Source organism: Rhodopseudomonas parapalustris, from assembly GCF_053772255.1.
This window is the reverse complement of the sequence record NZ_JAMKBZ010000009.1, coordinates 123,226-137,619: the sequence shown is the minus strand read 5'-3', so window position 1 is coordinate 137,619 and position 14,394 is coordinate 123,226. Positions and strand designations below refer to the sequence as shown.

The window sequence follows — 14,394 nt, the reverse complement described above, 5'->3', positions numbered from 1 at the left end:
GTTGGCTCTGGACAGCGCGAGCGCTTCGCAGGCATCACTGTTTCCAGCGCCGGTGAATCGGCGAGGCGGCGAGGACGGCGGCGGAGGGGCGGCACCAGATGGCGGGCACGGCGAAGCGCGGGCTGTTCTCCGGCGACGGGATCGCGGCGCCGCTGCGGCACGCGCTGTTCCGGCGGATCTGGCTGGCGAGCCTGCTGTCCAATCTCGGCCTGATGATCAACGGCGTCGGCGCCGCCTGGGCGATGACGCAGATGACAGCGTCCGCCGACAAGGTGGCGCTGGTGCAGACCGCCCTGATGCTGCCGATCATGCTGGTGGCGATGCCGGCCGGTGCGATCGCCGACATGTACGACCGCCGCCTGGTGGCACTGGCGGCGCTCGGTATCGGACTCAGCGGGGCCTCCACGCTTGCGGCGCTGGCACATTTGGGCCTGGTGACACCCAACATCCTGCTGATCTTCTGTTTCGTGATCGGCACCGGCATGGCGCTGTTTGGCCCGTCCTGGCAGGCCTCGGTATCCGAACAAGTGCCGCCCGAAACGCTGCCGGCAGCGGTCGCACTGAACGGCATCAGCTACAACATCGCACGCAGCTTCGGCCCGGCGGTCGGCGGCATCGTGGTGGCGGCCGCCGGCGCTGTGGCGGCTTTCGCCGCCAATGCGGTGCTTTATCTGCCGCTGCTGATCGTTCTGCTGCTCTGGCGCCGGGAGAGCGAAGCGCCTCGGTTGCCGCCGGAGCGGCTGAACCGCGCGATCGTCTCCGGCGTGCGCTACATCACCAACTCGCCGGCGATCCGCATCGTGCTGACCCGCACCCTGGTGACCGGCATCGCCGGCTCTTCGGTGCTGGCCCTGATGCCGCTGGTGGCGCGCGACCTGCTGCACAGCGGCGCCGAGACCTACGGCCTACTGCTCGGCGCCTTCGGCATCGGCGCGGTGATCGGCGCCCTCAATGTCGGGATCGCGCGGCAGCGCCTGAGCAGCGAAGCGGCGATCCGGCTGTGCGCGATGATCATGGGCGTCGCCATGGCGGTGATCGCAATCAGCCGCTCGCCGCTGCTCACCGCCGCCGCTCTGGTGATCGCCGGCGCCGTATGGATGCTGGCGATCGCGCTGTTCAATATCGGTGTGCAGCTCTCGGCGCCGCGGTGGGTGGCGGGCCGCTCGCTCGCCGCGTTCCAAGCCTCGATCTCCGGCGGGATCGCGATGGGAAGCTGGGGGTGGGGCCACGTCGCGGACCTGTCCGGCGTCGCGACGTCGATGCTGCTCTCGGGGCTGGCAATGCTGGCCTCGCCAGTGCTGGCTTTTCTACTGCCGATGCCGCCGGTCGGAACCCGCACCGAGGACGCCGAGCTGCTGGACGATCCGGAGGTCAAGCTGGCCCTGACCTCGCGCAGCGGCCCCGTGGTGATCGAGATCGACTACCGCGTCCACGCCGACGAGGCGCGCGCGTTTCACAACGTGATGCAGGAAGTGCAGCTCAGCCGGCAGCGCAACGGAGCCTATGGGTGGTCGATTGCGCGCGACGTCGCCGACCCGGAACTGTGGACCGAGCGTTATCAATGCCCGACCTGGCTCGACTATCTGCGCCAGCGCAGCCGCTCGACCCAGGACGACCGAGCGCTGCACCGGCGCGCGATCGCGTTCCATCGCGGGCCGGAACCGTTACGCGTCCGACGAATGCTGGAGCGGCCGTTCGGCTCGGTGCGTTGGAAAGAAGAATCGCCCGATCGGACCACGGCGACCGAAGTGCTCCCGGTCGCCGGCGTCAGCGGCGGCTCGACCTGATCGCATCCCGCGCGTCGCTATTGTTCCGTCGCGATGCGCTCACCGGGACATTTACTGCCCGTGGTCGGCCAGCACCTTGGCGCATTTGGCGCTGAGTTTGGCGCGATGCTGTTGCAGGCAGTTGAGGATCGCACCGTCGGACTCATTCATCACCGCGCGGCAAAACCGCGACACATCGCGGCCACAGCCGGGGTCCGGGCGGCGCTGCTGCTGCGCCTGCGCCGGACCGGCAATCAGTGTCAGTGAAATCATCGGGACAATAAATTTCAGCATGCCTCTCATCCAAGTCTGAACGGGTCGCGTCGAGTCCCTGGTCAATGCCGATCGGACATCACCGTTCCCGGCGACACGCTCTGCTGCGCCGCACTTACCCGTTGCGAGAAGCCCAGCTCGGGCCGAGTCAACCTAGCCGTCGCGCGGAACGATCACGGTGGGGCGGGTCATCTCGACCACATCCTTGGCCTGGTCGGTGAGCACCCGGAATTGCGTCTGCAGGAATTCGGTCTGGATCCGGACGACGTCCTGAAAATCCTTGGCGTGCAGGAGCGCTTGCGAAAAATCGAAGGTCGCCTGGACGTTGCGATCGACATAGTCCTTCAGCGCGGTGGCCTGAGTGCTCTGCCCCATCGGCGCCACCGACATGCTCTTGCTGATGAACTCGAGGTAGTTGGTCATCGCGCCGCGCGCCTGATCGAGGTTCTTGGTCATCATGTTCAGGATGACGTCGGACGATTTTTTCTCTGCCATCGCGATCTCCTCGAGGCTCCCCGGCTATCAAGCACCAGACGACCGCAAGGCCGGAGCCCCATGCACGACGCCTGCACGCGGCCATGATCGCAAAATCTGCAGCGCCGTCCAGTACTAACTGATCAGCTCTTAAAGATGCCTAACCGCCGACGTGCGAACGGCGGGTGTGGGACCTGCCCTCACCCGCCGTTTCCAGCATCGTCATCGCACACGCCGAACGAACGGCGCAGCGCGGAATTAGTTGAAGCGCGCGCGGTCGAGCTGATCCATCCCCTTCTGCGACCGGTAGATCTCCAGGCAATACCACGCCAACACGATCAGGGTCCCGATGCGAACCACCGAGGTCGGCAGCATCAGGCTGAGCGCGACGATCAGTAGCGGCACCGCGGCTGCTTTCACGACCTTGGTCCGGTCGTCGAAAATCGGATAGAACCAGATCTTGTTTTCCGCCGCCCAGAACGGCGGCTTGACGCGCTGCAGACCGTAGCGCGACCAGGTGTCCTTGAAGCCGAGGTCGCGGGCCCACACCAGATACAGCGTGACCCAGAACGCCAGGAAAGCGACGACGACGGACATCGGTCCGGCGGCGAAGCCGATGAGCAGAAGCACTGCGACCGCGAGTGCGATGAACCAGTTTTGCATCGGAGAAGACCTTTGAGACTGACGGGAGCCCGCGGGTGGTTGGATCAACCGCCGGCTCCCAGAAGCGAACTGCCTGCGTTATTTGCGGGCGCAGGACACCACGATCGAGGAGGAGCTCGGGCCGCAGCTCGCGGTCATCTGCCCGTTCTCCAGAGTGAGGTTGTCGCTGAACTTGGCGCTGCTCGGGCCGATGCAGATCGCGGAAATCAGCGCTTCATCCGCCTCGCACGCAGTCGGACAGCCGTTGGACGAACAGGTCGACGACGTCACGGTGCGGAACGCGCTGACCGGAGGCGCAACCGGGGTGGCGGCGACAGCGGGTTCGATCAACGCAGGATGAGGCACACCGACCTGATTCATCACCGACAGCGCGGCGACGAGGGCGATGGCACCGAAGAAGATCATCGATGAGGAGCGCATACTACCTCCATACCTGTTGGAATTGTCACCAGACTGTTTGCAACTGCAGCATGTTATCAACACCCGGGAATTTCAACAGGTGCAAGTTTCAGCACGCTTAAAGGCCGCGCAACTACTACTAAGGGTGAGGCCTCCGCCAACCATCGCACGCTTTGGACGCACGCCGACGACGGCTCGATCAGACAGCCGGACATCGATTGCGCAACGTCACGACGGACCACTCGCCGCAATGTTACCGTCGAGCATCGGACTGCGCGAGTTGGTGATTTGCCGGACAAGCAAACGTCGTTCGAGAGGCGGAGAGAGGCCGCAGGGGAGCTCGGCGGCCGACAGCGCGGCAACGGGACGCATGCGAGCGCGCGCATTCGGGCACAACGGCACCGACGACCGGCAGATGCGATCGTAGCCGCCGTGCAGACCGCAACCTCGTGTGATTCGGGATTTCCCGGACAGAACAACGTCAGCCGCTTACCTCCGCCGGCACTGCCAGCCCCGAATCAGGATGCGATCGATCGAACCCAATGGCTTCGTGTTCTGCGGAAGCTGTCAGCGAATCGATAGGTTCGGGCGCCTACAACACGTCGCGTTCCATCCGCCTCATCCGGCGCTGCATGTGCTCGCCGCGACATCAAGGCTGACCGCGGTCATGCGGCGGCCGGACGAATCCAGGAGCGCCGACGCCAGACGTCGACGTTCAGGCCCTGATCAATGACGGGATCGGTTTGCTTCTCGCCGCTGATCGCAACCCGAAGTCCCATCATGAACAACGCACTTCTGCTCAAACTGCATCGCTGGACCAGCCTCGTGTTCGCGCTGCCGCTGGTCGCCATCATCGTCACCGGACTGATCCTGTCGGTCGAGCCGATGCTCCAAGGTCGCGGGTTGCCGGCCGGCGCGCTCGATGCCGCCCGTCTGACCGGGCTGATCGAACGTTACGATCCGCAAGGCCAGGCCCGCGGACTCGCCATCAACGCCACCGGCCAGCAGATGCGGCTGCTCGGCATCAAGGCGCCGCCGATCGATCTGGCGACAGGCGAAGCTGCGGCGGCCAGCGACTCTACCGGCGACCTCTTGCTGTGGGCGCGCCGTACCCACGAGCACCTGCTCGGCTACGGATGGCTGGTGATCACCTCGACCATCGCCATGACGGTGCTGATGACCGTCGGCATCCTGATGGGACTGCCGCGACTGCGCAACAGTCTCGCCGGCTGGCACAAGGGCGCGGCATGGTTCACGCTGCCGCTGCTGCTGCTCAGTCCCCTCACCGCGCTGTGCATGGCTGCCGGACTGACGTTTTCGAGCGGCCCGCCGCCGGCGCGGATGACGATCAAGCTGACCGATGCGGTACAGCAGATCGCTCAGTCGCACGACGTCTCGCATCTGGCGATGATCGCCAATCGCGGCGGGCGGATGATGGCGCGGATCTATGAGAACGGCGAACTGCGCGCCTACACCTTCACGCCGGAAGGCGTCAGCGCGCTGCCGCGCAATTGGCCGCGGCTGCTGCACGAGGGCAACTGGTCGACGTGGCTGTCCGGCACGCTCAACGTCATCACCTCGGTGGTGCTGCTCGGCCTGCTGATCACCGGCGTCTGGCTGTGGACCCGGCGCAAGCTGCGGCGGCGTCCGGAGCGGCCGGCGGCTCAGCCGGCCTGAGGCAGGCTGCGTGAGCGCACCGGCAGGATGGAGATTGTCCTAACCGGTTCGGTCGAATTGCATCGAAGCGGTGCACGGATCGTTGGAAGGTGCGGGCGTCTTCTGCCCACACCTGTCCGCCGCAACGAGCCCATCCATGTCCAGCATTTCGTCGATCGCCGTCTCCGGCCTGAAAGCAGCGACCCGCCGGCTTGAAGTGTCGGCCAGCAACATCGCCAATCAGCAATCGACCGGAGCGTTGCCGGGCGCGAACGGCACGGTACCGGCCGGCACGCCTCAGGCCTACAAGCCGCTGCAGGTCAATCAGACCGATGCGCCGACCGGGGGCACCCAGACCAGCCTCAGCACGTCCTCGCCGGCCACCATTCCCGTGTCCGACCCGCAGGCGCCGTTCGCGAATGCCGACGGCATGGTGGCGGCCCCGAACGTCGATCTGGCACAGGAATTCATCGGCCAGATGGTCGCCAAATACAGCTACACGGCGAACCTCGCCTCGCTGAAGGCGGACCGCGAGATGAGCAAGGCTCTGCTCGACGCCAAGGTGTAGCTTCTTTCGTCATCGCGAGCGAAGCGAAGCAATCCAGCTCAACGCACGAGGCTGGATTGCTTCGTCGCTTCGCTCCTCGCAATGACGGTGATTGATATTCGCCGCCGAGCAACTAACCGATCGGCCCGCTCGCGGCGCGCAGCGTGAAGTCGGGTACACCGATCTCGTCCTTGCGGTGGCAGGCGACGTAATGCTCGTGACCGGTGGCGTCGAGGAATGGCAGCGTCTCGCGGCAGCGCGCCTCGGCGAACGGGCAGCGCTGGGCGAAGCGACAGCCGGGCGGCGGATCGACCGGCGACGGCGGCTCGCCCTTGACCAGATACTTGGCCTTCAGCTCGTCGCGCAGCGGACCGGGCGGCACCGCCGCCGACACCAGCGACCAAGTGTAAGGATGGCGCGGCGCGGTGAACAGCGCCGAGGCCGGCGCCTGCTCGGCGATCTTGCCGAGATACATCACGGCGATCTCGTCGCAGAACTGCTGGATCACGCCGAGATCGTGCGAGATGAAGATGTAGGTGAGGCCCCGCTCGCGCTGCAGTTTCTTCAGGAGGTTGAGGATCTGCGCCTGGATCGCGACGTCGAGCGCCGACACCGCCTCGTCGCACACGATCAGCTCGGGCTCCGGCGCCAATGCGCGGGCGATACACAGCCGCTGGCGCTGACCGCCGGAGAACTGATGCGGAAACAGATCGGCGGCCTCGGGCGGCAGGCCGACTTCTGCGAGCAGCTTGCGCACCCGGGCATCGCGTTCGCTGCGATTGCCGATTTCGAGCAGATCGAGCGGTTCGCGGATCTGGTCGCCGGCGCGGCGGCGCGGGTCGAGCGCCGAGAACGGATCCTGAAACACGATCTGCAGATGCTTGCGCGCCTTGCGCAGCGGCTCGCCGGTGAGCGGCATGATGTCTTCACCACGGAACACCACCTGCCCCGAGGTCGCCTGCACCAGCCGCATGATCGCCTGAGCGGTGGTGGACTTGCCCGAACCGCTTTCGCCGACGATACCAAACGTCGTGCCGCGCTTGACGCGGAAGCTGACGCCGTCGACCGCGTGGACGAACGACGGCTTGCCCCAGCGCCGCTTCCGCCCGGCGCGGAAGTGCACCACCAGATCGTTGACGTCGAGCAGATACGGATCGCCGTCAGCCGGGCGGAGGTCTTCGTGGATCATCATGCGGCGATCTCCGCGGCGCGCCAGCACGACACCGCATGCCCAGCTTCGACATTTCCGAGCGGCGGCTGCGGCTTCGAACGGCATTGTTCAGAAGCGTTGGCGCAGCGCGCCAGGAAGGCGCAGTCCGGCCCGCGATTACCGAGCCCCGGCACCATGCCGGGAATCTCGCCGAGATCGGTCCATTGGTCCGGCTTGGCGACCCCGACCGTCAGATGCGGCACGCAGCCGAGCAGACCGCGCGTATAGGGATGGCGTGGCATTGCGGCGATCCGCTGCGCCGGCCCGGTCTCGATGCAGCGGCCGGCATACAGTACGGCGATCTCGTCGGCGAGCTCGGCGACGGCGCCGAGATCGTGGGTGATCAGCACGATCGCGGTCTCGGTCTCGTCCTGGAGCTGGGCGAGCAGATCGAAAATCTGCGCCTGCACGGTAACGTCGAGCGCAGTGGTCGGTTCGTCGGCGATCAAGAGCTTCGGCCGGCACGCCAGCGCCATCGCGATCATCACCCGCTGCCGCATGCCGCCCGACATCTGATGCGGATACGCCTTGGCGCGCTGCTCGGCGGCCGGGATCTGCACCGCCTTCAGAAACTGCACCGCCTGCTCGGCGGCATCCTTGCGGCTGAGCCGGCGGTGATAATACAGCACCTCGGCGATCTGGTCGCCGACGGTGTAGAGCGGGTTCAGCGCCGTCATCGGCTCCTGGAACACCATCGACATCGCATCGCCCCGCAGCGCTCGCATCCGCTTCGGCCGCGCAGTGAGCAGGTCCTCGCCGTCGAGCACGATTCGGCCGCCGGTGATCACGAATCCTTCCGGCAGCAGCCGCATGATCGCCAGCGCGGTCATGCTCTTGCCGCAGCCGGATTCGCCGACCAGCGCGATGGTGCGGCCCTTGTCGATGGTGAACGACAGATTCTCCAGCACCGGCACCAGATCGCCGTCGCGATTGGTCATGCTGACGCTGAGATTTTCGACCGAAAGCACCGGCGTCATCGTTACCTCCGTCGCAGCCGCGGATTGACCGCATCGTTGACGCCGTCGCCGACCAGACTGACCGCGAGCACCGCCAGGAAGATCGCTGCGCCCGGGAACGTCACGGCCCACCAGGCGTCCAGCACGTAGTTGCGGTTCTGACCGATCATCAGGCCCCAGCTCATGGTGTTGGGGTCGCCGAGGCCGAGGAAGCTGAGGCCACCCTCGAACAGGATCGCGGTGCCGATCGCCAATGTCGCCGACACGATGATCGGCGGCAGCGCGTTCGGCAGCACCACCCGCAGGATCAGGTGCAGATTGCCGGCACCGGCGGCGCGTGAGGCCTTGATGAAATCGAGATCCCGCAGCCGCATGAATTCGGCGCGCGTCAGCCGCGCCGCCGAGGTCCAGCTCACCGCGCCGATCGCCAGCGTGATGGTCGACAGCTTCGGCCCGAACAGCGTGACCAGCACCATCGCGAACAACAGTGGCGGAAGCACCTGGAAGAACTCGGCGATCTTGACCAGAAGTGAGTCGACCCAGCCGCCGAAGAAGCCGGCGAGCGCGCCGACGGTGACGCCGATCACGATCGTGATCAGCGCTGCCACCGCTCCTACCGTCAACGTCGCGCGGCCGCCATAGATCAGGCCGGCCAGCACGTCGCGGCCGAGATAGTCGGTCCCGAACAGAGCGTCGGCATCCGGAGGCGCGAACGGCATTCCGACGATGTCGAGCGGATCGATCGGATGCAGCCACGGGCCGAAGATGGTGCCGGCGATCAGCAACAACAGCAGGATCGCGCCGGCGACGCCGGACGCGCTCTTCATGAACTGCCGGAGCGCGGCCCGGGCCGGCGAGACCGCCTCCGGAACCTTGGTGACGCTGGGAGCGGGCTTCTGTGCCATCGCGAGCGAAGTCTCCATCGTGCTCATCGGGCACCTGCGCGGATACGGGGGTCGATCAACCGGTACACCAGGTCGGTGAGGATATTGGCGGCGATCACCATGAGGGCGGAGAAGAACAGCACACCCATCAGCGTCGGGTAGTCGCGGCGCAGGATCGAGTCGAACACCAGCCGGCCCATGCCGGGCCAGGAATACACGGTCTCCACCAGGACGGCGCCGGCAAACAGATTGCCGAACTGCAGACCGACCACGGTGACGATCGGGATCAGCGTATTGCGCAGTGCATGTTTGACCAGAACGACCCGCTCCGGCAGGCCCTTGGCGTGAGCGGTGCGGATGTAGTCGGCAGACAGCACGTCGATCATGTTGACGCGGGCCAGCCGCGAATATTGCGCGACGAACACCAGCCCCAACGTAACCGACGGCAGGACCAGATGCTTGGCGACATCGGCCACATAGGCCAGGCCGGTCTTCGGATCGACCACGTCGGTCATGCCGTTGACCGGCAAGATCGGCCACACCGAGCCGAACAGCAGCAGCAGCAGCAGACCAGTCCAGAAGATCGGCGCCGCGTGGCCGGCGAGCGCCAGCACGGTGACGCCGTGGCTGAGCAGACCGTTCGGCCGCCGCGCGCTGATCACGCCCAGCACCGTACCGATCAGCACGGCCACCACCAGTGAGGCCCCCGCCAGATAGAGCGTGGCGGGCAGCCGCTGCAGGATCAGGCCGAGCACCGGCTGGTTGAAATAGTACGAGTAGCCGAAGTCGCCGTGCGCCACTTTACCGAGATACGTGAACAACTGTTCGAGCAGACTGTGATCGAGGCCGTATTTCGCCCGCAGCGCCGCGATTACTTCGGGCGACGCCCCACCCATCTCGCCGGCGATCACTTGCACCGGATCACCCGGCGCAAGATGGATCAGGCAGAAGTTCATCACCAACACCGCCAGCAGCAGCAGGACGGCGTTGGCGAATTTTCCGAAAAGATGGGTGAGGAGAGCCATTGATGCTTCGTCGATCGAGAGTGCGGGTCAGTTCTTCGGCGGCGTGGCCCAGTGCAGCTCATCGAGCGGCGAGGCGACACCCCAAATCGTCGTCGGCAGGCTGGCGAGTCCCTTGGCGAAGGCGCTGTGGTAAGGCGTGGCGTTGATGTAGAAGATCGGCGCATCGGCGACGACGATCTTCTGGAACTCCGAATACAGGGCCTTGCGCTTCTCGGGCGAGGTTTCCTTGGCCGCCTGACCGAGGATCTCGTCGACCTTCGGGTTGGAATACTGCTGGGTGTTCGACCAGATGATGCCCTTGCGGATATTGGAGCTGAGATAGGTGCGATCGACGCCGATCACCGGGTCGCCCCAGTTGAACACGGTGTCCATTGTCAGGTCGAAGTCGAAATTGGCGACGCGCTGGGCCCAGGTCGGGAAGTCGGGCGCGGCGCGAACTTCGAGATTGATGCCGACCCGCTTCAGAGCCGACCGCAGATATTCGGCGACGTTGCGCTGCTGCTCGTCGTTGCCGGGGATGTAGTCGATCGTCAGCGAGGTGCGGACGCCGTTGCCGTCCGGCTTCAGCCCGGCCTCGTCGAGCAGCTTGTTGGCCTTGGCGATGTCGAATTTGTACTGCTCGACATTCTTTTCCTCGAGCGGCGACCCCGGTGCGATCGGGCCGGTCGCCGGCATCGCCTTGCCGGCCATCAGCTTCTTGACGATGAAGTCGCGGTTGGCCGCATAGCCGATCGCCTGACGGACGCGGGCGTCGTCGAGCGGCTTCTTCTTGGTGTTGAAGGCAAGCCAGTTCAGCGCGCCGATGCCGGCGAAGCCCTTGTCGGTCACGACGACATTGGGCGCTTTCTCGAGCCGCTCGATGTCACGAACGCCGGTAAAATACGGGACCACATGAACGTCGCCGCGCTCGGCCGAGACCATCAGCGCGTTCGGATCCGAGATCAGCCGCACTACGATCTTGTCGAGCTTGGGCCGCCCCGGGATGAAGAATTTGTCGAACTTCTCAAGCGTGTAGTAATCGCCCTGCTTGTATTCGGTGAGCTTGTAGGGGCCGGAACCGATCGGCTTCAGGTTGGCGGGATGCGACTTGACGTCCTGGCCGTCGCCATAGACATGCTTGGGCAGGATCGGCATCAGCGCCGGCGACATCGCCAGCAGCAGCGCCGGATGCGGATGCGCCAGCTTGATCACCGCGGTGTGCGGATCGGGCGTATCGACGCTCTCGACCGCGGCAAGCATGGTCTTGAACGGATGGTTCGCCTTGATCGTCATGATCGAGAACGCGACGTCCTCCGACGTCACCGGCTTGCCGTCATGGAAGGTGGCGTTCTTGACCAGCTTCAGCGTCACCATCAGGCCGTCTTTCGACACCTCCCAGGACTCGGCCAGATACGGCTGCGGATTCCAATTGTCGTCGTAGCGCAGCGGGCTCGCGAAGATCTGGGTGCTCGGCAGTGCCGTAGCGATGCCGGATTGGACCGCGCCGTTGAAATGCCGCGGCACCTGGGTCGACCCGATCACCAGCGTGCCGCCAGCGCCACCTTCCGCGGCCCGCGCGGTGAATTCGAATGGCAGACCGATCAGGGCCGCACCGCCGATGGCTCCGGCGAGGAAGGATCGCTTGGTCAACTTCATGGTCGGGACTCCGCTGTCGAGAGGCGTGGATGGCTCATAGAAACCGAAGCGAGACCGCCGCGGTCGGGTTCGGACGAGGGAGCCGCTGTCACGACGCTCCCCCTGCGCTCGCGAGCGCGCGATCGAGGATGGCATCGAGCTCGGCCGGCGCGGGCAGGTCGGCCGTGCCGACGCCGATCAGCACAATGCCGGGCTCCGCAACGCCGGTGTCGGCGGACGACAGGCTCCAGACGCTCTCGACCATCTGAAACACCTTGGCGTCGTCCTCTCCGGCGAGGCGGCAGGAGCCTTTCAGGCGCAACAGTTGCGGCGGCAGCTTGTCGACCGCGCAAGCCAGCCGGTTGCGGTCGAACCGACCGGCACGGCGGTAGGCCCAGCTCTTGAACGTCGAGCCGTGATCGATCGGCCCCGGTTCAGCGGCGTCGGCACGAAAGCCGCTGGTCGCGACAGGCGTTTCCAACTCCGCCAACGTCGGCATCGCCCCCTGGGCGGTCGCGACGATGCGGACATCCGGGCGCAGCCTCTGCACCGCAGCCTGTGCGGCGGCCAGAGCATCGCAATCGACCAGATCGGTCTTGTTCAGCAGCACCACGTCGCAGCGCTCGAACTGGCCGCGCACGGTGTCGCCGACCCGCGCATCATCGACCAGTTGCGCGATCCGGCTGGCGTCGGCGAGCACGATCACCTGATCGAGACGGAGCGACGGTTCGATCAGCGCGATCTCGGCGATCTTCCACGGATCGCCAACGCCGGAGGCTTCGATCACGATCCGCTCGAACGGCACGGCGGCGTCGACCACCTTGCACATCGTATCGATGAAGCTGGTGCCGATACTGCAGCAGATGCAGCCATTGGTCAGCGTCATCGTAGTGCCGTCGTGGCTCGCGATCAGCGTCGCGTCGATGTTGACCTCGCCGAAATCATTGACCAGCACCGCGGTGCGAGGACCGCCGCTGCGCAGCAGATGGTTGACGAAGGTGGTTTTGCCCGCGCCGAGAAAGCCGCCGATCACCGTGACTGAAATGGTCGCGGATGCTGCCGTCATGCGCGGGGCGCCTCCTGGATCATGCCGCCGACCACGGTGCCCCAGACGGCGATGTCCTTCAGCCGTTCGGCCGGCACAGCGAGCGGATCTTCGTCGAGCACGACGAAGTCGGCGAACTTGCCGGTTTCGATGCTGCCGACCAGATGATCCATCTTCAAAGTATAGGCCGCGCCGATCGTGATTGCAGCAAGCGCCTGCTCGACGGTCAGCGCTTCGGTGTCCCGCCCCAGTACACGACCACTCGATGAGACGCGATTGACCGCACACCATGCGGTGAACAGCGGCGCGAGCGGCGTTACCGGCGCGTCGGAGTGAATCGCAAACGGCACCCCGATCCGCTGCGCGGTGCCGGTGGCATCCAACCGCGCCGCCCGCTCCGGCCCCATCGTCAGCTCGTAGTGAGCGTCGCCCCAATAGTACAGGTGATTGGCGAACAGATTGGCGCAGACGCCGAGGCTCTTCATCCGCCGGAACTGCGCCGCACTGGCCATCTGGCAGTGCTGCAAGGTGTGACGATGATCGGGGCGCGGCGCTGCGACCTGCGCCGCCTCGATCGCATCGAGCGCAACCTCGGTCGCTTCGTCACCATTGGTGTGAATGTGAAGCTGGACACCGGCACGGTGATAAGCCTCGACCAGCCGCGGCAGCTCTTCGGGCGCGATGTACCACAACCCGTTGGGAGCGCCGTTGTGATAACCGGGCCAGCGCAGCCGCGCGGTGAAGCCCTGGATCGAACCGTCGACCACCAGCTTGACGATGCCGTAATGCAGCTTGTCGCCGGCATGGCCGCGCAAGCTTTCGAGCTTGGCGATCGCCTGCTCCGGTGTGTGCGACACCGCGGCCAGCGCCGGCACCAGGCGAACGCCGAAGTCAGCGGCGCTGGTCACGCTGCGATAGACCTCGATGGTCGGATCCGCGAGGTCGTTGTGCAGATCGGTGATGGTGGTCACACCCTGCACGCAGGACGACGCCGCGTAGCGCCGGACGTCGGCTTCGGTGATGGTGCCGGCGAGCGGGTTGTGGCCGAGCGCGCGGAACAGCCGCATCCGCGCCGGAATGCCCTGCAGCTCGCCGCTGGCCAGTCCGTCGGCTCCCGCGACGACGCCGGAGATGTTGGTGGCCTGGAGCAGCTCGGCACGTTCCAGCGTCAGCGTGTTGACGTTGTTGATGTGGAACGAGGCGTGGACCACCAGCACCGGACGCTTGGTCGATACCTTGTCGAGATCCTGCCGGGTCAGCATCTTGCCGCCGATGTGCAGCGGATCGAAGCCCCAGGCGTAAAGCGGCGAGCCGTCGTCCGGCATCGCAGCTTCGGCCTGCTGCAGCCGGGCAACGATCGCTTCGATGTCCGGCACCCCCGACACGACCTTGCCCTCCGGCGACCGCCGGTCGAACGCGCCGACATAGGGCTGCTTCCACATCAGTCCTTCCATGATGTGGCTGTGGCCCTCGACGAAGCCGGGCATCAGCACCTTGTCGGCAAAGCGTGTATCGAGCCGGGCGCCGCTCACCATCAGTTCGTCGGTGCTACCGGTGGCGACGATCCGCCCGTCTCGCACCGCAACATGCGTCGCGCTCGGCCGCGACGGGTTCATGGTGATAATCTTGCGGGCGGAATAAACGACGGTTTCGGGCGTCACGCTTAGTCTCCAAGCTTGCGACTGCGAGCGTGAAGCGATCGACCCGTCGGCACTAGCGCCAGATGCCAAGCACGGATGGAGCCAGGGCCATGCGCCAGCCGCCACCCCCGATGGCTCGGTTCTTGCAACCGCCTTGTAAAGGCTTCATGCTTCGGAATCGCAGCGGTTTCGCGTCATCGCCTCAGTGAGGGTATCGCGTCTTGGGAAAGCTAGCACAGCTC

Annotated in this window: 14 protein-coding genes; 3 read left to right on the top strand and 11 right to left on the bottom strand. The window is 65.7% G+C overall.

Features of this window, described 5'->3' with window-relative positions; genetic code table 11:
- Window positions 1–98: 98 nt before the first annotated feature.
- On the top strand, window positions 99–1,787 hold the full coding sequence (locus M9H71_RS10695; protein WP_455405006.1) for an MFS transporter: 1,689 nt from the start codon (window positions 99–101) through the stop codon (window positions 1,785–1,787).
- Between the two features lie 51 nt (window positions 1,788–1,838).
- Here the strand turns inward: M9H71_RS10695 and M9H71_RS10690 are convergent, their stop codons facing one another.
- From M9H71_RS10690 to M9H71_RS10675, 4 genes are all read right to left on the bottom strand, one after another.
- Entirely contained in the window at window positions 1,839–2,060 is a 222-nt protein-coding gene (locus tag M9H71_RS10690; RefSeq protein WP_455405005.1) for a hypothetical protein, read from the bottom strand.
- Between the two features lie 132 nt (window positions 2,061–2,192).
- The gene (locus tag M9H71_RS10685) at window positions 2,193–2,534 is read right to left on the bottom strand and encodes a phasin family protein (RefSeq protein WP_455405004.1); all 342 of its coding nucleotides are present in this window, start codon (window positions 2,532–2,534) and stop codon (window positions 2,193–2,195) included.
- A 237-nt stretch (window positions 2,535–2,771) separates the two neighbouring features.
- Window positions 2,772–3,176: a hypothetical protein gene (locus M9H71_RS10680; RefSeq protein ID WP_455405003.1), complete on the bottom strand. Its 405-nt coding sequence runs from the start codon at window positions 3,174–3,176 to the stop codon at window positions 2,772–2,774.
- 78 nt (window positions 3,177–3,254) lie between these two features.
- Complete coding sequence (locus tag M9H71_RS10675) at window positions 3,255–3,596, bottom strand: hypothetical protein (protein ID WP_455405002.1); 342 nt, start codon at window positions 3,594–3,596, stop codon at window positions 3,255–3,257.
- A 759-nt stretch (window positions 3,597–4,355) separates the two neighbouring features.
- On the opposite strand from M9H71_RS10675, the gene M9H71_RS10670 reads away from it, so the two are divergent.
- Window positions 4,356–5,252 (top strand): PepSY domain-containing protein, encoded by an 897-nt coding sequence (locus tag M9H71_RS10670; protein ID WP_455405001.1) that lies wholly within the window; start codon window positions 4,356–4,358, stop codon window positions 5,250–5,252.
- A 136-nt stretch (window positions 5,253–5,388) separates the two neighbouring features.
- Window positions 5,389–5,799, top strand: a complete 411-nt coding sequence (locus M9H71_RS10665) for a flagellar basal body rod protein FlgC (RefSeq protein WP_455405000.1) — start codon at window positions 5,389–5,391, stop codon at window positions 5,797–5,799.
- Between the two features lie 112 nt (window positions 5,800–5,911).
- On the opposite strand, the gene M9H71_RS10660 is transcribed toward M9H71_RS10665, so the two are convergent.
- The 7 genes from M9H71_RS10660 to M9H71_RS10630 form a co-directional block, all read right to left on the bottom strand.
- On the bottom strand, window positions 5,912–6,970 hold the full coding sequence (locus tag M9H71_RS10660) for an ABC transporter ATP-binding protein (protein ID WP_455404999.1): 1,059 nt from the start codon (window positions 6,968–6,970) through the stop codon (window positions 5,912–5,914).
- Entirely contained in the window at window positions 6,967–7,965 is a 999-nt protein-coding gene (locus M9H71_RS10655) for an ABC transporter ATP-binding protein (RefSeq protein WP_455404998.1), read from the bottom strand. Before M9H71_RS10655 ends, M9H71_RS10660 begins: the two co-directional genes overlap by 4 nt.
- Before the next feature lie 2 nt (window positions 7,966–7,967).
- Window positions 7,968–8,876 carry an ABC transporter permease gene (locus M9H71_RS10650; RefSeq protein WP_455404997.1) on the bottom strand — a complete coding sequence of 303 codons (909 nt, stop codon included), beginning with the start codon at window positions 8,874–8,876 and terminating at the stop codon, window positions 7,968–7,970.
- Window positions 8,873–9,853, bottom strand: coding sequence for an ABC transporter permease (locus M9H71_RS10645; protein WP_455404996.1), 981 nt, complete (start codon window positions 9,851–9,853; stop codon window positions 8,873–8,875). The genes M9H71_RS10650 and M9H71_RS10645 overlap by 4 nt, the downstream gene beginning before the upstream one ends.
- Before the next feature lie 27 nt (window positions 9,854–9,880).
- Window positions 9,881–11,488 (bottom strand): ABC transporter substrate-binding protein, encoded by a 1,608-nt coding sequence (locus tag M9H71_RS10640; RefSeq protein WP_455404995.1) that lies wholly within the window; start codon window positions 11,486–11,488, stop codon window positions 9,881–9,883.
- An 88-nt stretch (window positions 11,489–11,576) separates the two neighbouring features.
- Window positions 11,577–12,533 (bottom strand): CobW family GTP-binding protein, encoded by a 957-nt coding sequence (locus tag M9H71_RS10635; RefSeq protein WP_455404994.1) that lies wholly within the window; start codon window positions 12,531–12,533, stop codon window positions 11,577–11,579.
- Complete coding sequence (locus M9H71_RS10630; RefSeq protein WP_455404993.1) at window positions 12,530–14,173, bottom strand: amidohydrolase; 1,644 nt, start codon at window positions 14,171–14,173, stop codon at window positions 12,530–12,532. Before M9H71_RS10630 ends, M9H71_RS10635 begins: the two co-directional genes overlap by 4 nt.
- Window positions 14,174–14,394 lie beyond the last annotated feature (221 nt).

What these genes read in the sequence shown, in the direction of transcription:
- M9H71_RS10680 (WP_455405003.1), bottom strand. Translation starts at nt 3,176, where the DNA reads ATGCAAAACTGGTTCATCGCACTCGCGGTCGCAGTGCTTCTGCTCATC.
- M9H71_RS10685 (WP_455405004.1), bottom strand. Translation starts at nt 2,534, where the DNA reads ATGGCAGAGAAAAAATCGTCCGACGTCATCCTGAACATGATGACCAAG.
- M9H71_RS10670 (WP_455405001.1), top strand. Translation starts at nt 4,356, where the DNA reads ATGAACAACGCACTTCTGCTCAAACTGCATCGCTGGACCAGCCTCGTG.
- M9H71_RS10675 (WP_455405002.1), bottom strand. Translation starts at nt 3,596, where the DNA reads ATGCGCTCCTCATCGATGATCTTCTTCGGTGCCATCGCCCTCGTCGCC.
- M9H71_RS10660 (WP_455404999.1), bottom strand. Translation starts at nt 6,970, where the DNA reads ATGATGATCCACGAAGACCTCCGCCCGGCTGACGGCGATCCGTATCTG.
- M9H71_RS10690 (WP_455405005.1), bottom strand. Translation starts at nt 2,060, where the DNA reads ATGCTGAAATTTATTGTCCCGATGATTTCACTGACACTGATTGCCGGT.
- M9H71_RS10665 (WP_455405000.1), top strand. Translation starts at nt 5,389, where the DNA reads ATGTCCAGCATTTCGTCGATCGCCGTCTCCGGCCTGAAAGCAGCGACC.
- M9H71_RS10655 (WP_455404998.1), bottom strand. Translation starts at nt 7,965, where the DNA reads ATGACGCCGGTGCTTTCGGTCGAAAATCTCAGCGTCAGCATGACCAAT.
- M9H71_RS10640 (WP_455404995.1), bottom strand. Translation starts at nt 11,488, where the DNA reads ATGAAGTTGACCAAGCGATCCTTCCTCGCCGGAGCCATCGGCGGTGCG.
- M9H71_RS10695 (WP_455405006.1), top strand. Translation starts at nt 99, where the DNA reads ATGGCGGGCACGGCGAAGCGCGGGCTGTTCTCCGGCGACGGGATCGCG.
- M9H71_RS10635 (WP_455404994.1), bottom strand. Translation starts at nt 12,533, where the DNA reads ATGACGGCAGCATCCGCGACCATTTCAGTCACGGTGATCGGCGGCTTT.
- M9H71_RS10645 (WP_455404996.1), bottom strand. Translation starts at nt 9,853, where the DNA reads ATGGCTCTCCTCACCCATCTTTTCGGAAAATTCGCCAACGCCGTCCTG.
- M9H71_RS10650 (WP_455404997.1), bottom strand. Translation starts at nt 8,876, where the DNA reads ATGAGCACGATGGAGACTTCGCTCGCGATGGCACAGAAGCCCGCTCCC.